The sequence below is a fragment of the Sphingobium sp. Z007 genome, assembly GCF_900013425.1.
Lineage (GTDB): Bacteria > Pseudomonadota > Alphaproteobacteria > Sphingomonadales > Sphingomonadaceae > Sphingobium.
In genome coordinates, this window is record NZ_FBXK01000001.1 from 404608 (window position 1) to 427178 (window position 22571).

General features: G+C 63.7%; 22 protein-coding genes. 12 read left to right on the forward strand and 10 right to left on the reverse strand.

Features of this window, described 5'->3' with window-relative positions:
• Positions 1-58: 58 nt before the first annotated feature.
• The 4 genes from CEQ44_RS01935 (at position 59) to CEQ44_RS01950 (ending at position 4037) form a co-directional block, all read left to right on the forward strand.
• A complete protein-coding gene (locus tag CEQ44_RS01935) occupies positions 59-847 on the forward strand; it encodes a FadR/GntR family transcriptional regulator (protein ID WP_176400346.1) in 789 nt (262 codons plus the stop codon).
• A 79-nt stretch (positions 848-926) separates the two neighbouring features.
• Positions 927-2273, forward strand: a complete 1347-nt coding sequence (locus CEQ44_RS01940; protein WP_176400347.1) for an MFS transporter — start codon at positions 927-929, stop codon at positions 2271-2273.
• Positions 2274-2357: 84 nt separating this feature from the next.
• A complete protein-coding gene (locus CEQ44_RS01945) occupies positions 2358-3191 on the forward strand; it encodes an SDR family NAD(P)-dependent oxidoreductase (protein WP_176400348.1) in 834 nt (277 codons plus the stop codon).
• Between the two features lie 51 nt (positions 3192-3242).
• The gene (locus tag CEQ44_RS01950) at positions 3243-4037 is read left to right on the forward strand and encodes an enoyl-CoA hydratase/isomerase family protein (RefSeq protein WP_088184534.1); all 795 of its coding nucleotides are present in this window, start codon (positions 3243-3245) and stop codon (positions 4035-4037) included.
• Between the two features lie 73 nt (positions 4038-4110).
• On the opposite strand, the gene CEQ44_RS24210 is transcribed toward CEQ44_RS01950, so the two are convergent.
• From CEQ44_RS24210 to CEQ44_RS01975, 5 genes are all read right to left on the reverse strand, one after another.
• Positions 4111-4632, reverse strand: coding sequence for a carbohydrate porin (locus tag CEQ44_RS24210; protein ID WP_176400349.1), 522 nt, complete (start codon positions 4630-4632; stop codon positions 4111-4113).
• Between the two features lie 1194 nt (positions 4633-5826).
• Positions 5827-6570, reverse strand: coding sequence for an SDR family NAD(P)-dependent oxidoreductase (locus CEQ44_RS01960; protein WP_088184536.1), 744 nt, complete (start codon positions 6568-6570; stop codon positions 5827-5829).
• Positions 6567-7880, reverse strand: coding sequence for an acyl-CoA dehydrogenase family protein (locus tag CEQ44_RS01965; RefSeq protein WP_088184537.1), 1314 nt, complete (start codon positions 7878-7880; stop codon positions 6567-6569). The genes CEQ44_RS01960 and CEQ44_RS01965 overlap by 4 nt, the downstream gene beginning before the upstream one ends.
• A gap of 31 nt (positions 7881-7911) precedes the next feature.
• Complete coding sequence (locus CEQ44_RS01970) at positions 7912-8979, reverse strand: phosphotransferase family protein (RefSeq protein ID WP_088184538.1); 1068 nt, start codon at positions 8977-8979, stop codon at positions 7912-7914.
• Complete coding sequence (locus CEQ44_RS01975; protein WP_088184539.1) at positions 8976-9458, reverse strand: MarR family winged helix-turn-helix transcriptional regulator; 483 nt, start codon at positions 9456-9458, stop codon at positions 8976-8978. Before CEQ44_RS01975 ends, CEQ44_RS01970 begins: the two co-directional genes overlap by 4 nt.
• Here CEQ44_RS01975 and CEQ44_RS24215 point away from each other — a divergent pair.
• Positions 9457-9621 carry a hypothetical protein gene (locus tag CEQ44_RS24215; protein ID WP_176400350.1) on the forward strand — a complete coding sequence of 55 codons (165 nt, stop codon included), beginning with the start codon at positions 9457-9459 and terminating at the stop codon, positions 9619-9621. The genes CEQ44_RS01975 and CEQ44_RS24215 overlap by 2 nt on opposite strands.
• Before the next feature lie 24 nt (positions 9622-9645).
• On the opposite strand, the gene CEQ44_RS01980 is transcribed toward CEQ44_RS24215, so the two are convergent.
• Positions 9646-10899 carry an acetyl-CoA C-acetyltransferase gene (locus CEQ44_RS01980; protein WP_088184540.1) on the reverse strand — a complete coding sequence of 418 codons (1254 nt, stop codon included), beginning with the start codon at positions 10897-10899 and terminating at the stop codon, positions 9646-9648.
• Positions 10900-11069: 170 nt separating this feature from the next.
• On the opposite strand from CEQ44_RS01980, the gene CEQ44_RS01985 reads away from it, so the two are divergent.
• Positions 11070-11930, forward strand: coding sequence for an acyl-CoA thioesterase II (locus CEQ44_RS01985; protein ID WP_254913629.1), 861 nt, complete (start codon positions 11070-11072; stop codon positions 11928-11930).
• A gap of 132 nt (positions 11931-12062) precedes the next feature.
• Positions 12063-12524, forward strand: a complete 462-nt coding sequence (locus CEQ44_RS01990; protein WP_088184541.1) for a PaaI family thioesterase — start codon at positions 12063-12065, stop codon at positions 12522-12524.
• Positions 12525-12531: 7 nt separating this feature from the next.
• On the opposite strand, the gene CEQ44_RS01995 is transcribed toward CEQ44_RS01990, so the two are convergent.
• Positions 12532-13275 (reverse strand): enoyl-CoA hydratase/isomerase family protein, encoded by a 744-nt coding sequence (locus CEQ44_RS01995; protein WP_088184542.1) that lies wholly within the window; start codon positions 13273-13275, stop codon positions 12532-12534.
• Positions 13276-13388: 113 nt separating this feature from the next.
• Here CEQ44_RS01995 and CEQ44_RS02000 point away from each other — a divergent pair, with 113 nt between their 5' ends.
• The 3 genes from CEQ44_RS02000 to CEQ44_RS02010 are packed head-to-tail and all read left to right on the forward strand — an operon-like array spanning position 13389 to position 16136.
• Positions 13389-14174, forward strand: coding sequence for an SDR family NAD(P)-dependent oxidoreductase (locus tag CEQ44_RS02000; protein ID WP_088184543.1), 786 nt, complete (start codon positions 13389-13391; stop codon positions 14172-14174).
• Positions 14175-14179: 5 nt separating this feature from the next.
• Complete coding sequence (locus tag CEQ44_RS02005) at positions 14180-15328, forward strand: acyl-CoA dehydrogenase family protein (protein WP_254913628.1); 1149 nt, start codon at positions 14180-14182, stop codon at positions 15326-15328.
• A gap of 28 nt (positions 15329-15356) precedes the next feature.
• Positions 15357-16136, forward strand: a complete 780-nt coding sequence (locus CEQ44_RS02010) for an SDR family NAD(P)-dependent oxidoreductase (RefSeq protein WP_088184544.1) — start codon at positions 15357-15359, stop codon at positions 16134-16136.
• A gap of 41 nt (positions 16137-16177) precedes the next feature.
• Here the strand turns inward: CEQ44_RS02010 and CEQ44_RS02015 are convergent, their stop codons facing one another.
• Positions 16178-17221: an aldo/keto reductase gene (locus tag CEQ44_RS02015; protein WP_088184545.1), complete on the reverse strand. Its 1044-nt coding sequence runs from the start codon at positions 17219-17221 to the stop codon at positions 16178-16180.
• A gap of 134 nt (positions 17222-17355) precedes the next feature.
• On the opposite strand from CEQ44_RS02015, the gene CEQ44_RS02020 reads away from it, so the two are divergent.
• Positions 17356-18294, forward strand: a complete 939-nt coding sequence (locus CEQ44_RS02020) for an NAD(P)-dependent oxidoreductase (protein ID WP_088184546.1) — start codon at positions 17356-17358, stop codon at positions 18292-18294.
• A gap of 26 nt (positions 18295-18320) precedes the next feature.
• On the opposite strand, the gene CEQ44_RS02025 is transcribed toward CEQ44_RS02020, so the two are convergent.
• Together CEQ44_RS02025 and CEQ44_RS02030 are read right to left on the reverse strand one after the other, a co-directional pair.
• Positions 18321-19157, reverse strand: coding sequence for a MaoC family dehydratase (locus CEQ44_RS02025; RefSeq protein WP_088184547.1), 837 nt, complete (start codon positions 19155-19157; stop codon positions 18321-18323).
• 52 nt (positions 19158-19209) lie between these two features.
• A complete protein-coding gene (locus CEQ44_RS02030) occupies positions 19210-20079 on the reverse strand; it encodes an SDR family NAD(P)-dependent oxidoreductase (RefSeq protein WP_306341393.1) in 870 nt (289 codons plus the stop codon).
• A gap of 415 nt (positions 20080-20494) precedes the next feature.
• On the opposite strand from CEQ44_RS02030, the gene CEQ44_RS02035 reads away from it, so the two are divergent.
• Entirely contained in the window at positions 20495-22540 is a 2046-nt protein-coding gene (locus tag CEQ44_RS02035; RefSeq protein WP_088184562.1) for a 3-hydroxyacyl-CoA dehydrogenase NAD-binding domain-containing protein, read from the forward strand.
• Positions 22541-22571 lie beyond the last annotated feature (31 nt).

Consider the following 22571-nt stretch of genomic DNA (forward strand, 5'->3'; position numbering starts at 1 on the left):
TTAGCGATATCGATCTATGGACTGGCATTGCACTGCGCCCTTTCCTAGAAGACCAGTCATGACCGCAGAAACCGTCCTCCTTCCCACGCGAAACGTCGCGGACCAGATCGCCTCCACCCTCCGGGCGGAGATTGCCGCCGGCGTCTGGGCGATCGGGCAGATGTTGCCTGCCGAACATCAGTTGATGGAGCGGTTCGGCGTATCGCGTCCTTCCTGCCGCGAAGCCTTGCGCATCTTGCAATCGGAAGGGTTGCTGGAAATCCAGCGCGGCAACCGGGGCGGCGCGCGTGTCGTCCCGCCCGACCCCAGCCGCATCGCCTTGTTCGCGGGCGTATTCCTGCAAATGCGCAATGCGACCATCACCGAAGTGTTCGAAACGCGCATGACGATCGAACCCGCAGCAGTGCGATCCTTCGCGCGTCATGGCAGCCGCGAAATCCTGTCGCAGCTTGCGCAAAATGCCGCGTCCCAACGCTTCATCATCCATGACCGGCCGACCTTCTACCAGCGGGGCCGGGATTTTCGCGAATTGCTCGTGCGCAACTGCGGTAGCGAGTCGTTGCGGCTGCTGTGCCTGGTCATCGGCGAGATCGCCGACATGCAATTGTCCGTCCTGTCGCACGCCTTGCCGCAAGATCCCGACCAGGAAAGCCGCTTCCTGACCGCGATCCGCATCAAGGAGGAGATGATCGCCCATGTCGAGGCGGGCAATGGCGATGCCGCCGCGCAGAGCTGGCATGGCTATCTGCGCTATTATCTCGACCGGCTGCATGAGATCACCCCGCCGGACATCCGCACGATGAAGCCCTTTCCATTAGGCGAAAACGCCCAAGCAAAGCCGCTTTGAACAAATCGCTTTCTAATTAAGCCCAAATCGCTACCGTATAGATAAACGACCGCAAAGGTCGATACGGAGAGGCATGTCCATGAGCGATGCTGGGAATATGCGGCGTGATGCGCCTGAACGGGATTTGGTGGACGAACGTGCCTTTCCGCGCCCCCTTGTCGCCTGGACCAGCACCATCATTCTGATGCTGCTCTTTGCGACCGCCTATCTCGATCGCCAGATCATTTCGCTGATGGTCAATCCGATCCGCACGGAATTTGGCGTCGGCGATTTCGAAATCAGCCTGCTTCAGGGTTTCGCCTTCGCCGTCCTCTATGCCGTATGCGGCCTGCCGCTCGGCATGGCGGTGGACCGTTACCCGCGCCGCTGGATCGTCATGGGCGGGGTACTTATCTGGTCCTGCGCGGCGATGATGTCGGGCCTGGCAGAAAGCTATAATCAGATATTGGTCGCCCGCATATTCGTGGGCGCGGGGGAGGCTGCGCTGGCCCCGGCGGCCTATTCCATCCTGTCGGACCTGTTCCCCAAAAGGCGGCTGACCTTTGCGCTGGGCGTCTTCATGATCGGCGCGCTGCTGGGGGCGGAAGGATCACTGGCGATCGGCGGCTACATCCTGCATGTCGCGGCCGACGGCATCACCGTGCCGCTGCTCGGCCGTCTGGAGGCGTGGCGCTTCGCCTTTGTCGTTACTGCGCTGCCCGGCTTCGTCCTTGCCGCGCTGGCGATCTTCATTCATGAGCCGGCGCGCGAACGACCGGCAGGCCACGGGGCGGGATGGGGCGAGGTCTTGCGCTTCATGGCCAGCCGCAAAACCTTCTATTTCTGCCAGATTGTTGGCTTTTCGCTGGTCATGGCCCTTGTCTATGCCCGGCTTGCCTGGAACCCGACCTTCCTGATCCGCACCTATGGCTGGAGCGTGCAGCAGGCCGGCTATGCGCTGGGCGCCTTTGGCTTCGTCGCCGGGATCGCCGCGCTGCTGGTCGGCGCGCGGATCGTCGATGGCATGTTTGCGCGGGGCCGTCTGGACGCGCATTTTCGCTATTATGTCGTCGGCGGGACGATATTGGGCCTGTTCGGTATCGCCACCTATCTGGCGCCCAGCCCTCTCCTTTTCTTCGTCGGATCGCTGTTCATCATCGTCCCGCTCAATATGGGGGCGATCGGCGCGTCGGCGGTGCAGGTGGCGACGCCGCCACATCTGCGCGGGCGCATATCGGCGCTTTATCTGATGAGCGTCGCGCTGCTGGGCATGACATTGGGACCGGCGGTGGTGGGCTTCCTGACCCAGCATGTGTTCGTCAGCGACGCGAGCATCGGCACGGCGCTCGCCTGGACCTACGGCATCCTTGGCCCGATTACCGCGCTGCTCTTTTTCGCGGGCCTTGGCCCGATGCGCGACGCGGTCGCGCGAGAGGGCGAGTGGTGAGCGCGCGCGACGCACCGTCCCCCCGGCTTGACCTTCATGCAGCCATGGTCAAAACAGGAACCTGTTTATAAAATGGAGGCGAGGATGAAGATCGACGGCACGGTGGCGGTGACGGGCGCGGGCGGCGGTATCGGTCTTGGCATTGCGGCGGAGGCCGCCCGGCGTGGCTATGCGACCTTGGCGCTCATCTATGATGAAGCCCAGCGCCCCGACCTGGAGCGCGCGGTCGACGGCTTGCCCGGCAACCTGGCGATCCAATGTCTTGACATCACCCGACCCGGCGATTTCGCCTTTCCCGACGATCTTGACGTGCTGGTCAACAATGCTGGCATCCGCCTCAAGAATCTGCCGATCGAACATATCCCGCTCGACGAATGGCGTCTCTATTTCGACGTCAATTTCCTGGGCCATGTCACCATGACCCAGCGCGCGATCCCGATCATGCGCGCACGCCACAAAGGGTTGATCTGCAACATCAATTCCGGTTCGCTCTACAGCCCCATGCCCTTCCTGGCGCCCTATCGCGCGACCAAGGGGGCGATGATGGCCTTCACCGAAACCTTGCGGGCGGAGGTGGAACAGTTCGGCATCGGCGTCCTGGAAATCCTGCCCGGCGCGGTCAAGACCGGAATCAACAAGGAATCGGTGACGGTCCGCATCGCCCATGCGGTCGACTATCCCGAATATGCCGCGATGGCGCAGCGTCAGCGTGACCTGTTTTCAGGGGATTTCACCATATGGTCGATCGAGGACGCCGCCCGCTTCATCGTCGATGCGATGGAGGATAATAAGGGCCGGATGCGCCATGGCAGCGATCCGCAAAGCGACGCCATGGCCATGTCCGGCTGGCGGCCCGACGGCGGCGAGGAACAGATCGCCCGGTTCATCACCATGATCGACCCAAGCAAACAGACTTAGCGCATCGCGACCATTACAGCATGACAAAAAACAGTGACGAGAGGAGCCTGCATGAGCGCATATGAGGACATCAGCCTGGCCGTCGCCGACCGCATCGGCACGCTGACGCTCAATCGACCCGAAAAGGGCAATACGCTGCGTGCGCGGACGATGGAGGAAATCTGCATCGGCATGGACGTCCTGGTCGCCGATCCGGCGGTGTCGGTCATCGTGCTGGCGGCAGCGGGCAAGCATTTCTGCGCCGGGGCGGATTTCTCGTTCCTCGACGAATTGACCCGCACCCCCGCGCCGCAGATCAAGGCGCAGATCTACACCCATTTCCAAGGCGCGGCCAAACGCATCTATCATTGCCCCAAACCCACCGTCGCGCTGGTGCAGGGGGCTGCCGTCACGGTGGGGTGCGAACTCTCGCTCGCCTGCGATTTCCGCGTCGTGGCCGACAATGCCTTCTTTCAGGAAAGCTGGATCAAGCTGGGCATCATGCCACCGCTGGGCGGCGTCTTCCTGCTACCGCGCATCGTCGGCCTTGGCCGCGCGGCGCAGATCGTCTTGCGCGGCCTGCCGGTCAAGGCGCAGGAGGCCGAACGGATCGGCCTGGCGTCCGAACTCGTGCCGGTCGATGCGCTCGCCGATCGCGGGCGCGAACTGGCGCTCGAACTCGCCGCCATCGCTCCGCTCGCCTATGCGCAAGTGAAGGAGGCGCTGCATCGCGGGCTGGAAACCTCGATGGAGGCCGAGTGGTCCACCAACGTCCTCAATCAGGCGATCCTGCTGGGCACGGACGACTTCAAGGAAGGGCTGGACGCTGTAAAGACCAGGCGCGCGCCAATATTCACGGGCCAATGATCCGCGTCGCCCCGCCTTTGCCGACCGGTGGCGTCACCGGCTGGGAAAGGCGGAGCGCGCAAGCCGATCCGTCCTAAAAGGCCAGATAGAGCGACGCCGACCCCAGCAGCACATCCTTGTACCCCGGCAGGAATGTCGGATTGACTACATATTGCAGTGCTGGGGCAACGCGAATACCCGGACCAAGATGCACCGCATATGCGCCCGATATGCCCACCTGATGCCGCGCCGTGTCAATCCCGCGCAGGGCATAGGACTGGTGCAGGTCTTCGCTGAATCTATTGTAACTGACCGTCAGGTTGAAAGAATCCGTTGGCCTCGCGTCGAACGGTCCGACATAATAGGCGCGTATTTCAGCCGCTTTGCTGAACGAGCTGACCGACTTGCGCGCCGCACTGTAACTGGCACCCAGATAAAGCCCACGAAAGAATAATTGGTCGTCCGGCCGGGTCGCCTGGAAATCGATCAGCGCATAATAGGAATGATTATGGTCGCGGCCCCCCAGGAAACGGTCATAATCCGATGTATTGTAGAGATAGCCGACCCGCGCCCAGAAACTGCGCTGGGTCGGAGACGCACGACGCCGGATGCCCACTTCGCCGATATACAGGGCTTTGGCATTATCCTGGTCCCAATCCAGGCCGATGCCGTTGGTGCGTATCTCCCTGCGATGCCAAGCGGGTTGAGCGACCGCTGCACCCCGCCCAGCACGTAAAACCCCTTCTTGCCGTTGATCTGGACATTGACGCCCGGTGTTGTCGCCGGTTCTGCGCTCAGGCCCGCCTGTACCGGCAGCAACGATACCAGTCCCGTCGTCAATGTCGGGTTGCCCCCGGTGATTAGGCCCGCGAAATGCAGGTAATTTTGCAGGAAGCCAGCCTTCACCTCCACGGTGCGGTTGGCAAAGCCATGATAGAGGGACAGCGTCTTGAACGTGATGGAATTGCGACCGTTCGGGTCGAAACTGGTCACCGAATAGCCGCCGCCGACCGTCAACATCGTGTCGCCCAGACCTATATCGTCCAGTTTCTTGGTGACGTAGATGTTGAGCGCATTGTTGCGCAGCGTCAATGTCTGCCCATTATAAACCTGGGGATTGCCCGGCATCCCCGTCGGGGTCAGGTGCATCTGGATGGCGGTGGCCGATTGCATTTCGATGCCGATACCCCGGTCGGCCAGCGCATCGCGAATTTCGCCGCTGTCTCCCACGATCGTGTCGATGAGGCCGGGAAACTGGGTCGTCAGCATCGGTTCGCGCAGCGCGTCGAAGCGCGCATAATCCTTCGGATCGCGCTTCCCCGGCTTGCCGGGCGGGGCGAGCGAGGATGCGCCGGGTAGGGTGGGGGATGCTGGCATCTCCGATTGGTCCGCCTGTGCCGCATCGTCGGCAACGGCCGGTCCTCGTTGCACAGCCTGCGCGGTGGCGGCCCCAGGCCAGAACAGGCCGCATGTCAGCGCGAGCGCACCCAGAGGCAGATTTGAAAAGGCTACTCGATTGATATTAAACAAGGACAACGCGCACTCTCCCGACCCGGAAACAGAAACCTAGTTATATAGGTTCGCGCGTAACGAAGGCGCAGGCACGGCGCCAGCCCGTCGATCGGCTGTCGATCGCGTTTGCAGCGGGTTGCTGGGCGAAAAAGCGGTGGGTCGCACAATTTTGCGATGAAAGGACGCATCGTCCGCCGCACATGCGCGTCAACTATATGACAAGACAGGTAGAAAGCGAATCATGATCGATGATGCGGACATGCGCCGCACCGCCGATCATGAACAATCGGCTGACCGCCTACCAGGTGCCGCCGTCCACCCGCAGCAGCGTGCCTGTGGTATAGCTGGACGCCGGACTGGCAAGGTAGAGGGCAGACGTCACCACTTCCTCCGGTCGACCCGGTCGCCCCAGCGCATTGCGCGCGGTTTCCCGCGCCTCGGGGCTCCAGGCGTTCGCGATGTCGGTCAGGAATGGCCCTGCTGACAATGTATTGACCCGTACCTTGGGCGCATATTCATGCGCCATCGACAGCGTCATCGCGTTGAGCGCCGCCTTGGACGATCCATAGGGGATGATGGCGGGCAGGGGCATGACCCCGCCGGTCGACGACACATTGATGATGGTCCCGCCATCGCCGTCATACATGCGCTTGGCGATCTGGCTCGCCAGCCGGAACGGCCCTTTGAAATTGAGGTTCAGCACGCTGTCGAACAGCTTTTCCGTTACCTCATGGCTGGGCGCGGCAGGGCTCATGCCCGCATTGTTGACCAATATGTCGATCTTGCCGAACTGCGCATAGGCCGCCGCGATCAGAGCGTCGATGTCGTCCCATCGCCCGCAATGCGCGGCATGGGCCATCGCCCTGCGTCCCTTGGCCCGCACCAGCGCGGCCACTTCTTCGCACGCGTCCAGCTTGCGGCTGGCGATGATGACGTCCGCGCCATGATCGGCAAAGGCCAGCACCATTTCCCGCCCCAGCCCCCGGCTGCCGCCCGTGACCAGCGCCACCTTGCCGCTCAGGTCGAACAGCGGATCGCTCATAGCGCCGGCTCCAGCGCGGGATCAGCCAGGACGGCGGCATATTTCGCCCGCACGGCGGCCAGTCGATCGGGAATATGCTCGCGCGGAAACAGTCCCTCGGATGGCGTCGCCTTGCGGGTATAGGCCTTGGCCACTTGCACCTTATGCACTTCGGTCGGACCGTCGGCCAGCGCCAGGCTGGGCAGGCTCATCCACATTGCCGACAGCACGGTTTCGTTGGTGACGCCATAGCTGCCGTGAATCTGGATCGCGCGCTGGACCACGTCATGATAGATTTTGGCCATCTGCACCTTGCACATGGCGATCAGCGTGCGGGCCGCGCCGTGCGGTTGATTGTCGATCACCCAGGCGGTCTTGAGCACCAGCATCCGAAACTGCTCTATCTCGATCGCGCTGTCGGCGATCATGCCCTGGACGAACTGATGGTCGTCCAACAACTTGCCCTGCGTGCGGCGGGACACGACGCGCTCCTGCATCATCTCGAACGCGCGCTGGCACCGCCCCACCGTGCGCATCGCATGATGCACCCGTCCGCCGCCCAGCCGCGCCTGCGCAACCTTGAAGCCTTCGCCCGGCGCACCCAGCATCGCGTCGATCGGCACGCGGACCTGATTATAATGGATATAGCCATGGATGCCGTGGCTGTCGTCCAGCGGATCGTCGCCGATCGTGCCGACATTGCGGATAATCTCTATCCCCGGCGTTTCGGCGGGCACCACCAACATCGACATGCGGCTGTGCGCGGGCGCATCGGGATCGGTCACGGCCATGACGATCAGGAAGGAGGCATAGCGGGCGTTGGACGAAAACCATTTATGGCCCTCGATCACCCATTCGTCGCCGTCGCGGGTGGCCCGGCACACAAATTCCTTGGGGTCGGCCCCCGCCTGCGGCTCTGTCATGGAAAAGGTCGATACGATGTCGCCGTCCAGCAGGGGCTGGAGATAGCGCGCCTTCTGCGCCGGCGTGCCGAACATCGCCAATATCTCGGCATTGCCGGTATCGGGCGCGGCGGTGCCGAATATGGTCGGCGCCCAATAGGACCGGCCGATAATCTCGTTCATATAAGCGAGCTTCATCTGGCCATATCCCGCGCCGCCCAGATGCGGGTCCAGGTGGCACGCCCACAGGCCCTGCGCCTTCACCTGGTCCTGCAACGGCGCGATGATCGCGCGCGCCTGCGCATTGCCGGTGTCATAGGGGTCGCCATGATGGGGGAACAGCAGGTCGATCGGCTCGCACTCGGCCTTCACGAAGTCTAGCATCCAGTCCAGCTTGGCCTGAAACGCGGGGTCTATGGTAAAATCCATGGGGTTTCCTCTCCATTCTTATGGGAATGTGTCAGCCGATCCGGCGAATGAGGTCGGCCGCGTTGGCAAAGCTTTCGAGTACCAGGCGGGAGAAGAAAGTGCCGGTTTCCTTGGACAGAATGCCGGCCTGCGCCTGGGCGACCTTATATTCCAGGATGCACCCGCCCTTGAACATGGCCAGGATCGCATAATAGTCGAAATCGGCCATGTCGCGGCCCGTGCCAGCGGCATAATAGCGCGCCATTTCCTGCCGCGTGGGCCAATTCTCGCTATTGTAGAGCCGCTTAGAGGGCAGCACGTCCGGCGCATTTTCGTCGCGCATCGCATTGGTGAAGCTGGCAAGGTCGAGCAGCGGGTCGCCGATGGTCGATAATTCCCAGTCGATCAGTGCGTTGAGGCGACAGGGCGGCCCATCGGCGAACAGCGCGTTGGGCGTGCCGACATCGCCATGGATGATGCCCGCCTGAAAGGTGGAGGGGATATTGGCACGCAGCCAGTCCCGCGTCAGTGCATAGCCTGGCAACTCGCGGCCGGGATAATTGTAAAGCTGCTTGTAGCTCAGCAACTGTCCTTCCCAGCGATCCACCTGCCGTTCCAGATAATTGTCCGGCTTGCCGAAACCCTCCAGTCCGACCGCCTTGTAATCGACATTGGCCAGCGCCACCAGGCCATCGACCATCGCATAGGCGACGCTATATTCATAAGGCGGCTGGTCGAACGGCGCCTTGTGATAGATATGCTCGCCGATGATCGTCGCGGCCCATCCGTCGACCTTGTCCATCACATAGAAGGGCGCGCCGATCACGTCCGTATCGGCGCAACTGCCCCGGCAGATCGGGTGCGGCACCGGCGTGCCGTTCAGCGCAGTCAGCACCCGCGCCTCGCGCAGCACGCTTTTCTCGCTGCCCGGCGGCGCGACTACCGGCGGACGCCGCAGCACCATTGTCTCGCAGCCGCGTTCCAGGGACAGGATGACGTTGCTGGTGCCGCCGTGAATCTTCCGCGCCGACAATGGGCCGTCGCCCAGTTCCGGGATATGCGTATCCAGCCATGCCGTCAGTCTGGCGATGTCGACCAACCCGGTCAGATCGTCGCTCATGCGTCTTCGCCCACGTCTTCGCGCTCAGCCATTGCGCGCAGATTTTGGCTCATGATCGCTCGGATGGCGCGAAGGTCCGCCACCGCGCGGGCGATCATGTCGGGGTCGATCCCCTCGGTCAGTTGCGCCGCGCGGCGCAGCCCCTCGGCATCGTCGCCTTCGCGCATCGCAATACCCTGCGCCGTGGGGATCAGCAGGCGCGCGCGCTTGTGATCGGGATTGTCGCGCCATTCGATCAGCCCGCGCGTCGCCAGCATGTCGGCTGCCCGCTGAACCACCTGGCGCGGATGGCCCAGCGCCCGGCCGATCTGCGGCACGGTGGGCGGGCGCTGCGCATGGGTGACGGCGGTCAGCACGATATTCTCCACCTCGGTCAGGCCATGGGCTTCCCGGATGGAGCGGAAGGCCAGGTCGGTGCGCCCGCGCGATCGCGCGATCTCGTCGACCAGTTCGATAAAGATTTCTGCGGCTCTCTTCATGGAACATAAATTCCATAATGACACATTAGTGTCAATATGGAATATGATCAGGCATTTGCCCGTTCAAAAGAAAAAGCATCCCAAGCGCCATCAGGCGCTTGGGATGCTTTTGGCAGAACAGAGGCGATCGGGCCAGGTTGGCGCGGCGGCCGATCCGGTTTGATCGTCCGCCGCGCTCAAGGCAGGGTCAGATCCGTTCGATGATGATCGCCGGTGCCATACCGCCCGCCGCGCACATCGTCACCAGGCCATAGCGGCCGCCCGTCCGCTCCAGTTCGTCCAGCACCGTGCCGATCAGGATCGCGCCGGTCGCGCCGATCGGATGGCCCAGCGCGATCGACCCGCCATTGACGTTCACCTTGGCGCGATCCAGGTCCAGGTCGCGGATGAATTTTTCGGCCACCACGGCAAAGGCCTCGTTAATCTCCCACAGGTCGATATCGTCCTTGGTCAGGCCCGCCTTGGCCAGCACCTTCTTGGCGGCGGGGACTGGTGCGTTCAGCATCAACGTCGCATCGTCGCCGACATTGGCGGTCGCCACGATGCGGGCGCGGGGTTTCAGGCCATGCGTCTCGGCATAGGCCTTGGATGCCAGCAGCACCGCCGCTGCGCCATCGACCACGCCCGACGAATTGCCGGCATGATGGAAATGTTCGATCGCCAGGTTGGGGAATTTCTGGTTGATCAGGCCGCGCGGCGTGTTGCCGTCTTCGTCGATCACCATGTCGGCGATCGCGGTGAAGGAAGGCTTGAGCGCAGCCAGGCCTTCGGCGGTCGTCTGCGGACGGGGAAATTCGTCCTTCGCCAGCACGACATTGCCCTCATCATCGATCACCGGCACCACCGATTTGTCGAAACGGCCTTCGGCCATCGCGCGTTCGGCGCGCTTCTGGCTTTCCAGGCCCAGCGCATCGAGCGCTTCGCGGCTGATGCCCTCCATGCTGGCGATCGCGTCGCCGCACACGCCCTGGTGCGACTGGGGGTGGACAGACTGAAGGCGCGCATTGCCCGATCCCATGCCCAGCGGCATGATGCCCGCGGCCATTTCTTCCTGTGCCATGGTGGCGGTCAGCGACATCATCTCGGTGCCGCCCGCCACGATCAGGTCTTCCATGCCCGACATGATCTGCGCGGCGGCCAGGCTGACGGTGGTGATGCCGCCGCCGCAGAAACGGTCCAGCGTCATGCCGCTCGCCTTGGGATCATAGCCCGCGTCGAGCGCCGCCATCCGTCCCATGTCGCCGCCCTGCTTGCCCTTCTGGGTGGATGTGGACCAGATCACATCGTCCACATCGGCGGTGTTCAGGTCGTTGCGCTCGGCGATCGCCTTGAGCACGGTGGCGGCCAGATGCTGCGGGTGCATATGGGCGAGCGCGCCCTTTCCGACCTTGCCGATGCCACGCGGGGTGCGGACGGCGTCGATGATATAGGCTTCGGACACATTCTTCTCCTGGGTTGCGCAATGGCTCGCTGCCTGCCAAGGCAGTATTTGGATACATCGCCTACTTAGTTGATGATGTGATGCAAAGCAAAAATTTTGATGCCGCCGATATGTCATGTCATGGCGGGCGACAATTGACGATCGCCGACCGACCCTCGCTTTTAGCCACCATGAGGAAGCCCGTGCCCAAAGCCCTGTTCGACCTGCGCGCCACCCATAATTCGCATCGCTTTCACCTGCCGGTGACGATGGATCTGTGCGTGGGGGTGCCCGACCGCCGCTTCCTGTTCGGCGGGGTCGGGCTGGCGGCGGCGATCGATGCGATGCAGCGGACCAGCGGTCGCCCGGTCATCTGGGCCACCGCCCATTATCTCTCCTTCGCCCGGCCCGGTTCTACGGTCGACTTGGATGTCTGGATCCCGGTCGCAGGCAACCAGACCAGCCAGGCGCAGGTGCTAGAACATATAGAAGACAGCAAGATCATCAGCGTGGTCGCCGCACTGGGCGCGCGCGACAGCGCCATTGCCGACCAGTGGGTGCCGATGCCGCAGGTCGCGCCGCCCGGCGATTGTCCCGTGGCGCGCAACTGGCGGGCGGGCGACGATGGCCTGCAAAGCCGGTTCGAAGTAAGGCTGGCCCATGGCCGCTATCCCGACGGCACGGCCAATGATGGGCGCAGCCAAGACGGTCGCGTCGCTTTCTGGATTCGCTCGACCGAAGGATTGCTGGCCGATCCGCTGTTGCTGGCGGTGGTGGCCGACTATATTTCGATGGCGATCGGCAATGCGATCGGCGCCTTTGCCGGGGGCAACAGCCTCGACAACACGATCCGTTATGCACGGGTTGAGCCGTCCGAATGGGTGTTGTGCGACATTCGGATCGAATCGGTCCATCATGGCGTGGTCCATGGCGTGATGCACCTGTTTGAAGAAGGCGGCCTGTTGATGGCCACCGCCAGCCAGTCGCTGATCCTGCGTCATTATGACAGCCCGGCAGAGGTCGCGGCCCGCCGCGCCGGCATCGCTCCTTGATATATTCGCATCGACCGCAGTCCTGCCATCGAAAGTCACTGGTGACGCGGCAAAAGCCCATGACTTTGGATTGCTGTTGCACCACTTGTCTAACTACCTTATGTCGCAACGCAGCATAAGCAGGTGGGAACTATGATGCTTGATGACGCAGGCAGCCGGTTGGCCGATGACGGGCCGCATGGCTTGGACGATGGCTGGCGACCGTTCGACAGCGTCAGGCAGACGGGTTTCGAAAATGCGCTGCCCCCGCTCGACGTCCGCCCCATCCCCGGCGGCGCGGAGATGCGGACCCAGCCCCATGCCGGCTGCGCCAATGTCATGGGGTCGCTGCACGGCGGCTTCCTCTCGGCAATCGCCGAACAGTCGCTGTTCCTGCCGCTCTATCTGCATGGCCGGTGCAGCCGCGGCGGCATCGTGGTGATCGACTTCTCGCTCAGTTTCATGGCCGGTGGCGACATCGCCACGCCCATCGTCGCCCGGCTCGAACTGCTGCGCGAAACCGGACGCATGGCGTTCGTGCGCGGTACGTTGTGGCAGGGGGACGTTGCCATCACCGCCTATAGCGGCACGGTGCGCAAACTCGACAAGCGCTAGGAGGCGCTCACCGCTTGCCGAAAGTGCCGCCGACCCGGTTGGCGAAGTCCGGCCCGACACCGGGGCTGGCGACGATCTCATGGGCCAGGCCCGCGTCCAGGGTCATGCCATCGGACGCATTGAGCAGCGCCTTGTTGCCGCGATGGCTGTGCCAGGACAGCGCCATGATGTCGCCCGTCAGGCGCGCCAGTTCCTCCTCGAACGCCGCGTCCGTTACGCACAGATTGGCCAGCCCCATCGCCAGCGCCTGCCGTCCGTCATAGGTGCGGCCCGTGAACATCATTTCGCGCGCCTTGTGCTGCCCCACCCGCCGGGGCAGCCGCTGCGTCATCCCCCATCCGGGCACCAGCGCCCATTTGCCGTGGGTGTCGGCAAAGCGCGCCGATTCCGCCGCCAGGATGATGTCGGCGGCCAGGACCAGTTCCAGCCCGCCGGTATAGCATGGCCCCTGCACCGCCGCGATGACAGGCTGGGGCAGGTTCGCCAACCGGGTGATGGTCGCGGCCTGGAAAAATCGGCGCGGCGGCTTCTGCTGCTTGCCAAGGTCCGCGCCCGCGCTGAAGACCGGCCCCGCCGCGCGCAGCACGACCGCGCCGACCCCGTCGGTTTCGCGTTCCAGATCGGCCAGGTGCGCGTCGAGCGCTGCGAACATATCGACATTGAGCGCGTTGCGTTTGTCGGGGCGGTTGAGCGTCAGCGTGGCGACGCCATCGGCATCGCTCCGCAGGATCAGCGTCTGGCTATCGGTCATCGGCGCACTATCCCGCCTTCGGACGCGCTTGTCCATCGCAGTTATATAACCTAGTTGACAACGCAACCCGGATCGCGGCACCCCGATCATGGATATGGGCGAGGAGAAGCGGGTTGGGCAAACTGGACGGACGGGTCGCCATCGTCACTGGCGGCGGACGCGGCATCGGGCGCGCCACGGCGGAACGCTTTGCACGTGAAGGCGCAACGGTCGTCGTCGCGACGCGATCCGCCGCGCCGGGGCAGGATGTGGTCGACGCCATCGCCGCAGCAGGCGGCACCGCCATTCTCGAAACCCTGGACATGGGCGATCGGCAGGCGGTCAGGGCGATGGTGATGCGCACGGGCGATCGGTTCGGACGGATCGACATCGTCCTGCACAATGCGGCCTTTCTGACCCCGGCCAGCCTGGCCGACATGCCCGACGATGTGCTCGACGCGATGTTCGACGTCGGGGTCAAGGCCGCCTTCTGGCTGACCAAGGACGCGCTGCCCTGGCTGGAAAAAAGCCCGTGCGGGCGCATCCTCGTCACATCTTCGGTCGCGGGCAACCGCAAATCGCTGCCCGCCCGCGTCCATTATGGCGCGGCCAAGATGGCGGTGACCGGCTTCGTGCGCGGCGCGGCGCTGGAACTGGCGCGAAAGGGCATCACCGTCAACGCGATCGAACCGGGGCTGACCCGCACCCACGCGCTCGAATCGAACGCTACCGAAGAACAGATCGCCGCCATGGGTGCGCAGGTGCCGGTCGGACGCCCCGGCAAGCCGCAGGAAATCGCGGCGGGATTTCTGTTCCTGGCGTCGGATGAAGCCGACTACACGACCGGACAGACATTGACGATGGATGGCGGCGCATCGCTTGGCGACCCGCACGGCCTGCTCAGCGAACGGGAGGACTGATCGCCATGCCGATGAAACGCAACCATTATACAGACGATCAGGAACAGTTCCGTGACACGTTTCGCCGCTTTCTGGCGCGCGAAGTGATCCCCCATTCGCCGCGCTTTCTCGAACAGGGGATGATCGACCGCGACGTCTATCGCCGGGCGGGGGAGGGTGGTTTCCTCTGCTATTGGGTCGATCCGGCCTATGGCGGCCTTGGCCTCACAGACTTCCGCTACGATCAGATCATGTATGAGGAAGTGGCCAAAAGCCATGAAACCGGCCTATGGATGGGTGCGCTCAATCGTAATTCGCCGCCCTATATCGCCAAATATGGCAGCGAGGCGCAAAAGCACCACTTCCTGCCGAAGCTGGTGTCGGGCGAGATGATCTGCGCTATCGCCATGACGGAGCCTGACGCGGGCAGCGACATTGCCGGTTTCAAGACCCATGCCCGCCCGCTCGGCGATGGTCGCTGGCTATTGAACGGCCAGAAAACCTACATTTCCTATGGCCTGACCGCCGAACTGTTCGTGGTCGCGGCCAAGACGGACCCGGCAAACCCCCGGCAACTGGGCCTGTTCCTGGTCGAAAAGGGGATGTCCGGTTTCCGCCCCGGCCGCAAGTTGGAGAAGCTTGGCTTCCTGACGCAGGATACGTCGGAACTTTTCTTCGACAATGTCGAACTGTCGCCGCTGCACGTCATCGGCGATCCGACGCGCGGTTTCGACTATATGCGCGGCGGACTGGCGGAGGAGCGGATCACCACCGCCGCACAGTCCCTCCCCAATGCGCAGGAAGCGATCCGGCTGGCGGTCGATTTCACCATGGGGCGAAAGGCGTTCGGCACGCGGATCGCCGATTTTCAGAACACCAAGTTCAAACTGGCCGAATTGCGCACGGAAGTGGACTGCGCCCAGGCCTTTCTCGACCATTGTGTCGACCTGTTCAACGCAGGCGAGCTCGACCCGGCGACCGCTGCCGCCTGCAAACTCAAATGCAGCGAAGTTCAGGCCCGCGCGGTGGACGAATCGCTGCAGCTCCATGGATCGGCCGGCTTCATGCGCGAATATCCGATCTGCCGCCTCTACGCCGACGCGCGCATCTCGCGCATTTTCGCGGGCACGTCGGAAGTCATGAAAATCGTCATTGCAAAGGACATGCTGGGCTGACCGGCATCAACATCGGGGAGACTATCCTATGGACGTGAATGGACTTTCGGCCGTCGTCACCGGCGGCGCTTCGGGCCTGGGCGCCGCCACGGCGCGCGCGCTGGCGGCAAAGGGCGCCAAGGTCGCGATCTTCGACCTCAATGTCGAAGCGGGCGAAGCGATCGCGCACGAAATCGGCGGCGTCTATTGCGAAGCGAACGTGACCTCCGACGATTCCATCGACGCCGCCTTCGCCAAGGCGCGCGCCGCGATCGGGCAGGAACGCATCCTCATCAACTGCGCGGGCATCGGCCCTGCGGCCAAGACGGTCAGCCGCTCGCGGGAGGATGGCTCGATCAAACATTATCCCATGGCCCAATTCAACACGATCATTCAGGTCAATCTGGTCGGCACCTTCCGCTGCATCGCCAAGTCGGCGGCGGGCATGGTGACGCTCGATCCGCTGGAATCGGGTGAACGCGGCGCGATCGTCAACACAGCGTCGGTCGCGGCGGAGGATGGCCAGGTCGGCCAGGCCGCCTATTCCGCGTCGAAGGGCGGCATCGTCGGCATGACGCTGCCGGTCGCGCGCGACCTGATGGGGGAGGCGATCCGGGTCAACACCATCCTGCCGGGCATCTTCGAAACGCCCCTGATGCTGGGTATGCCGCAAAATGTCATCGACAGCCTGGGCGCATCGGTGCCTTTCCCCAAGCGCCTGGGCAAGCCGCCCGAATATGCAATGCTGGCGCTGCACCTCATCGAAAACGCCTATTTCAACGGCGAAGACATCCGTCTCGACGGCGCGATCCGCATGGCGCCGCGCTAAAACAGGGGCGGGGGCGACGCATCGGGCGCCCCCGCCATCCTTCATTCCCCCGACTTGTAGCGCGCGAACAGTTGCGGATTGCGTTCCTGCGTGAAGATACGGTGGTGCGAATTGGGATAGCACATCGGCGTCTGGCTCGCCCGGTCCAGCGCCTCTGTCTCCGCGTCGGTCAGCGCCCATTGCGCCGCCGCCAGATTGTCGGCCAGCTGCGCGTCGGTGCGCGCGCCCACCAGAACGCTGGACACGCCAGGACGACGCAGCAGCCAGTTCAGCGCGGCCTGGCTGTGGCTCACACCGTCCCGCGCGGCGACGATGGCGTCGATCGCGTCCAGCACGGCGGTGCCCGTTGCCGTCTCATAGGCCTTGAGCCGACCGCTCTGCTGCAACCGGGTCGCGTCCCCCGTGTCGGCGCGGAACTTGCCCGACAGATAGCCTTGCGCCAGTGGACTCCAGATCAGCGCGCCCACCCCCTGATCCACGCCACAGGGCAACAATTCCTGTTCGGCGTCGCGCACCATCAGCGAATATTGGATCTGCTGGCCGACATAGCGTTCATAGCCCTGTTCGCGCGCCACCGCCTGCGCTTTCATCAACTGCCATCCGGCATAGTTGGAACAGCCCACATAACGGACCTTGCCCGCCGTCACCAGATCGTCCAGTGCGCGCAGCGTTTCTTCCAGCGGCACCAGCGCGTCGAAACTATGCACCTGATACAGGTCGATCCAGTCGGTGCCCAGCCGCTTCAGGCTCGCCTCGCACGCGGCGATCAGGTGGCGGCGCGACAGGCCGGTGTCATGGTCGTTGCGGCCCATCCGCCCGAACGCCTTGGTCGCCACGACGACATGCTGGCGCCGTGCGCCCAGCGCCTCGCCCAATATCTCCTCGGATCGCCCGGCGGCATAGACGTCCGCCGTGTCGAACAGCGTGACCCCCGCGTCCAAGCACATATCGACCTGGCGGGCCGCATCCGCCCCGCGCGTCGCGCCCACGCCACCAAACTGACCGTCGCCATCGGAAAAGGTCATCGCGCCAAAGCCCAGCACCGAAACCGACAGCCCGCTACGGCCCACAAATCGCCTCTCCATATGCCCGCTCCTTATTCGATGGTATTCCAGGTTATACAGGTTGCTATCCGCCACCCACGCTCTATCGTCAAGGCAAAGGCAAAGGCAAAGGCAAAGGCGCAGGACAGGAACATGACAATGCGGCGATCCCCCCGATGAGCGGCCCGCGCGTGCTGGTCATGAGCCGGGCCATCCTCAGGATGCTGCGTCCTCCGCCGGGCGAATTTGATTATATCTGCCTGGACGATCATGCCGATCGTGACGCTTTTCTGGCCAGCGACGGCGCGGGCATCGCGGCCATCCTGTGTTCGGGCATGGAACGGCTCGACGTCGCCCGCCTTGCCCTGCTGCCCGATCTCAGGGTGATCGCGGTCGTCGCGGCGGGCATGGCGGGGATAGATCTCGACGCGGCGCGAGCGCGCGGCATAGCGGTGTGCAACGCGGGCGACATCAATGCGGCCGACGTCGCTGAATATGCCGTCACGATGATGCTGGCGCACCGCCGCGCGGTGATCGCCAACGACGCCTATGTCCGGTCGGGCCGCTGGGTGGAGGCGCGCCTGCCGCCCGGCCATGCCGTGTCGGCACAGCGCGTGGGCATCGTCGGCCTTGGCCATATCGGCCATAACATCGCGCGGCGGCTCGACCCCTTCGGCTGTGCGATACGCTGGTGGGGACCAAACCCCAAGCCTGTATCCTGGCACCGGATGGAGTCGCTGGCGGATCTGGCCGATTGGGCGACGACGCTGATGGTCGCGGTGGCGGGCAATGACCACACGCGCGGCCTTGTCAGCGCCGACATCCTCGGTCGGGTCGGCCCGGACGGGCTGATCGTCAATGTCTCGCGCGGTTTCGTGATCGACGAACCCGCGATGATCGCGGCGCTGCGCGATGGCACGCTGGGCGGCGCGGCGCTCGACGTGTTCGATGGGGAGCCGATCGACGGCAGCGGCTGGGTCGACGTCCCCAATGTGCTGATGGCTCCGCATGTCGCGGGCGCTACGGTCGAATCACTCGCTACGGTCATGCAGGGCGCGCTCGACAACATCCGCCGCCATTGCGCCGGGGCGCCGCTGGAACGGCGCGTCGTCTGACCGCGCATGACCGTTGTTTCGTGCGCCTACAGGAACGTCATATAGCCATGGTCCAGAACGATGCGGTCGCGTTCGACCACGCGCGCGGTAAAGGCCGCCGCGCCCGGACCTTCGCGCCAGATCGCCGTCTCGATCGTTTCGCCCGGAAAGACCGGCGCGGAAAAGCGCGCATCCATCCGCCGGATCCGGTCGGGTCGATTGTCGGCCAGCGCGCGCAACAACGCCCGGCCAACCACCCCATAAGTCGCCATGCCATGCAGGATCGGTCGCGCAAACCCGGCCGATCGTGCGGCCCTGGGGTCGATGTGCAGCGGATTCATGTCGCCAGACAATCGGTACAACAAAGCCTGATTGTCGCCGGTCGACAGCGCTATCAATAGGTCGGGTGCGCGGCGGGGGATCGGATGGGGCGCAATCTGCCCCTCGGACGATCCGCCGAAACCACCATCGCCGCGCAGGAAATGGGTGTTGCGCACGGTTGCGATATGGCGGCCATCATCGGCATGGATCTGACGCGTCTGGTACAGGATCGCGCCTTTCTCCGCGCCCTTGTCCACGACCGGCCCGAATGTCGTATAGCTGGTCAATTCACCCTTGACCGGCATGGGCGCGTGCAACGTCGCATGGGTTTCGGCGTGCAACATCTTTTGCCAGGTCACGCCATAGGCCGGGTCGCGCCATACCGATCCGGCATAGGCCATGGTGGCAACCATGGTGGGCAGCGCCACCAGACCATCTTCATAGACGAACGGCAATTCGTCCGCGCCCACCCCCAGCGCATAGAGCATCACCTTGAATGGATTGATCTTCTGCCGCGTCTCGACCGGTGGCAGGTCGATCAACCGCTGTGGGTCAAATGCCATGATCGTTACACCGGGTCATAGGGCCAGATGTCGCTAACCTGCGCCAGCGGCATCATGTCGCCCGCCATCGCGGGCAACAGGTCGCGCACGATGCTGCCGGCTGTCCAGCCCTCCGACCGCTGCATCGTTCTGACCGGGCGCGGCTTGTTGAACAGGAAAATCTCGTTCCGCCGAACGTCTGGCCGTTCACGTCCCGCGCCCCGTCCGACAGCAAGGCGGCGACCATCGGCGCGATCTTGTCGGTGGTCATCGTCTGCATCCGCGCCGTGGCCCCTTCATCATCCACCTCGATAGCTGGGATCGTCGCGACCAGGCGGCTCCAGGCGAATGGCGCGATGCAGTTGGACCGCACGCCAAAACGCCGCATGTCCAGCGCGATCGCATTGGACAGCGCGAATATGCCCATCTTGGCCGCCGCATAATTGGCCTGGCCGACATTGCCGACCAGCCCGGATGTCGATGTGAAATGGACATAACTGCCCGAACCCTGGTCCTTGAAATGGGGCGCCGCCGCCTTCGCCACATAAAAGGCGCCATTGAGATGCACGTCCATCACCCGCTGCCAATCGACGATGCTCATCTTGTGAAAGATGCGGTCGCGCAGGATGCCGGCATTGTTGACGACGCCGTCTATGCGTCCGAAATGCGCGATCGCGTCGGCTATGATGGAGGCCGCACCCGCCGGTTCCGCAACGCTTGCGCCATTGGCCACCGCCTTGCCGCCCTGGTCGCGGATCATGGCCGCCACCGCCGCCGCTGGCCCTGTATCGGCGCCTTCCCCGTGGGCGGAAGTCCCCAGATCATTCACGACCACGCTTGCGCCCTGCCGGGCGCACAGCAACGCCACGTCGCGCCCGATGCCGCGCCCCGCACCAGTCACCGCCACAACCTTGCCGTCCAGCCGCGCCGAATCGTTCATCATCATCCCGCAGACCGCTTTGCCCGATACTAGACCAAGCTATATAACCTATTCAACCAGCACCTTGCCCGCTGGCGGTCGCGCTGCGCGCCTGCGGCCGTCGGCGCGCCACCCATCGCCGCATAAAAAAGCCTTCAAATGTAGGATTTTATCTGCTTCAAGGAGATGGTCAGCCCTGCGACCGGGGCCGTCCGCCCGCCGTCCTGCCGTCCATAAAGGCAAAGGTGACATAAGGTGACATTTTGGCGTGGCGATTGCGGTGCCTTTGTCGCCTTAGTGGCGTGGCTTCGCCCTAGATGCCCGATCCGTTCGCAGCAAAGTGCACCTGGCTAACTATGTTGCTGTTCTCCGGTTGCGCGGCGCGGCGGATCAGGGCAAAGACCGATGCAAACAGGATTTGCAAATCGAGGAGCCTTGCATGAGCGAAGTCGGAACATACAGCATCGAGGATGGCGGCATCGGCGTCATCGCAATCGACAACCCGCCGGTCAACGCGCTGGGCATCAAGACGCGCCTGGCGCTCGATGAAGGCTTCCGCACTTTCGCCGCCGACGACCGCGTGAAGGCGATCGTCCTGATCTGCGGTGGCCGGACCTTCTTTGCCGGCGCGGATATTTCCGAATTTGGCCAGCCGCAGCAGGAACCGGGCCTCCATGACGTGTTCGACATCATCGAAAATGGCAGCAAGCCCGTCGTCGCCGCGATCCATGGCACGGCGCTGGGCGGCGGCTATGAACTGGCGCTCATCTGCCATTATCGCATCGCCGTGCCGTCGGCGAAGGTCGGCCTGCCCGAAGTCAATCTGGGACTGCTGCCCGGTGCTGGCGGGACGCAGCGTTTGCCGCGCATCGTGGGCGTGGAAACCGCGCTCGACATCATCACCGGCGGCGCGCCCGTGCCTGCGAAAAAGGCGCTCGACCTTGGCATGATCGATGCCGTGGCGCAGGAAGGCAATCTGCGCGAAGACGCCATCGCCTTTGCCCGCACCATCGTCGATAAACCGCTCCAGCGCGTGCGCGACCGTCAGGACAAGGTCGCCCCCGCGCGCGGCAAGCCGGACATTTACGAAACCTATCTCAAGAAAAACGCCCGCGCTTTCCGGGGTTTCAAGGCGCCCTATAATATCGTCCGCGCGATCGAGGCATCGGCCGAGATCGAGGATTTCGACAAGGGGATCGAGCGGGAGAAGGAACTGTTCGAAGAACTGGTGACCAGCACCGAATCCGCCGCGCAACGCTATTATTTCTTCGCCGAACGGGAAACCGCCAAGGTGCCAGACGTGCCCAAGGGCACCGCCACCATTCCCGTCCAGACCGTGGGCGTCATCGGTGCGGGCACGATGGGTGGCGGCATCACCATGAACTTCCTCAATGTCGGCATCCCGGTGACGCTGGTGGAAATGACGCAGGAAGCGCTGGATCGCGGTGTCGGCGTCATCCGTAAAAATTACGAGAATACCGCCAAAAAGGGCCGCATGACCGCCGATCAGGTGGAACAGCGTATGGCGCTCATCACGCCGGCCATCGGCCTGGAATCGCTGGGCGATGTCGACCTCATCATAGAGGCGGTCTATGAGGAGATGGGCGTCAAGAAGGACGTCTTTGGCAAACTCGACAAGATCGCCAAGCAGGGCGCGATCCTGGCGTCCAATACCTCGTTCCTCGACCTGGACGAAATCGCTGCGGCGACGAGCCGGCCCGACTGGGTTATCGGCCTGCACTTCTTCTCGCCCGCCAACGTCATGCGCCTGCTCGAAGTGGTGCGCGGCGCAAAAACGTCGAAGGAAGTGATCGCCACCGCGATGGCGCTGGCCAAGAAGATCGGCAAGGTGCCGGTACTGTCGGGCGTATGCTTCGGATTCATCGCCAATCGCATCATGGCCCAGCGCGGCAGCCAGGCCGACGCCCTCGTTCTGGAAGGCCCGACGCCGCAGGATGTCGATCAGGCCATCTATGATTATGGCTTTGCGATGGGACCGTTCCAGATGATCGATCTGGTCGGCCTGGACGTCATCGGGCGCGACGAGACGGAACGCAGCGTGCGCGGCGACCTGGTCAAGGCGGATCGGCTGGGCCAGAAGAAGAATGGCGGCTATTACGACTATGACGAAAACCGCAAGGCGACGCCGTCGCCGGTCGCAGCCGCCGCCATCGCCGACTTCGCCGCCGTCAAGGGCGTGGCGAACAAGGGCGCGCTGTCGGCCGAAGACATTGTCGCCCGCCTGCTCTACCCCGTCGTCAACGAAGGGGCCAAGGTGCTGGAGGAAGGCATCGCCATCCGGGCGTCGGACGTCGATGTCGCCGCGATCCTGGGCTATAATTGGCCCGTCTACACCGGCGGCCCGATGTTCTGGGGCGACACGGTCGGCTTGCAGAAGATCGTCGATGGTCTGACCGCCATGGGGATAGAACCGTCCCGGCTGCTGGTCGAAAAAGCCGCCAAAGGTGAGAGCTTCACCCGCTAAATATCGGCGGGCGCGGTGGTCCGTGCGACCG

Coding starts and splice junctions, on each gene's coding strand:
- CEQ44_RS01935 (WP_176400346.1), top strand. CDS start 59: ATGACCGCAGAAACCGTCCTCCTTCCCACGCGAAACGTCGCGGACCAG.
- CEQ44_RS01940 (WP_176400347.1), top strand. CDS start 927: ATGAGCGATGCTGGGAATATGCGGCGTGATGCGCCTGAACGGGATTTG.
- CEQ44_RS01945 (WP_176400348.1), top strand. CDS start 2,358: ATGAAGATCGACGGCACGGTGGCGGTGACGGGCGCGGGCGGCGGTATC.
- CEQ44_RS01950 (WP_088184534.1), top strand. CDS start 3,243: ATGAGCGCATATGAGGACATCAGCCTGGCCGTCGCCGACCGCATCGGC.
- CEQ44_RS01960 (WP_088184536.1), bottom strand. CDS start 6,570: ATGAGCGATCCGCTGTTCGACCTGAGCGGCAAGGTGGCGCTGGTCACG.
- CEQ44_RS01965 (WP_088184537.1), bottom strand. CDS start 7,880: ATGGATTTTACCATAGACCCCGCGTTTCAGGCCAAGCTGGACTGGATG.
- CEQ44_RS01970 (WP_088184538.1), bottom strand. CDS start 8,979: ATGAGCGACGATCTGACCGGGTTGGTCGACATCGCCAGACTGACGGCA.
- CEQ44_RS24215 (WP_176400350.1), top strand. CDS start 9,457: ATGGAACATAAATTCCATAATGACACATTAGTGTCAATATGGAATATG.
- CEQ44_RS01975 (WP_088184539.1), bottom strand. CDS start 9,458: ATGAAGAGAGCCGCAGAAATCTTTATCGAACTGGTCGACGAGATCGCG.
- CEQ44_RS01985 (WP_254913629.1), top strand. CDS start 11,070: ATGAGGAAGCCCGTGCCCAAAGCCCTGTTCGACCTGCGCGCCACCCAT.
- CEQ44_RS01990 (WP_088184541.1), top strand. CDS start 12,063: ATGATGCTTGATGACGCAGGCAGCCGGTTGGCCGATGACGGGCCGCAT.
- CEQ44_RS01995 (WP_088184542.1), bottom strand. CDS start 13,275: ATGACCGATAGCCAGACGCTGATCCTGCGGAGCGATGCCGATGGCGTC.
- CEQ44_RS02005 (WP_254913628.1), top strand. CDS start 14,180: ATGCCGATGAAACGCAACCATTATACAGACGATCAGGAACAGTTCCGT.
- CEQ44_RS02010 (WP_088184544.1), top strand. CDS start 15,357: ATGGACGTGAATGGACTTTCGGCCGTCGTCACCGGCGGCGCTTCGGGC.
- CEQ44_RS02015 (WP_088184545.1), bottom strand. CDS start 17,221: ATGGAGAGGCGATTTGTGGGCCGTAGCGGGCTGTCGGTTTCGGTGCTG.
- CEQ44_RS02020 (WP_088184546.1), top strand. CDS start 17,356: ATGAGCGGCCCGCGCGTGCTGGTCATGAGCCGGGCCATCCTCAGGATG.
- CEQ44_RS02025 (WP_088184547.1), bottom strand. CDS start 19,157: ATGGCATTTGACCCACAGCGGTTGATCGACCTGCCACCGGTCGAGACG.
- CEQ44_RS02030 (WP_306341393.1), bottom strand. CDS start 20,079: ATGATGAACGATTCGGCGCGGCTGGACGGCAAGGTTGTGGCGGTGACT.
- CEQ44_RS02035 (WP_088184562.1), top strand. CDS start 20,495: ATGAGCGAAGTCGGAACATACAGCATCGAGGATGGCGGCATCGGCGTC.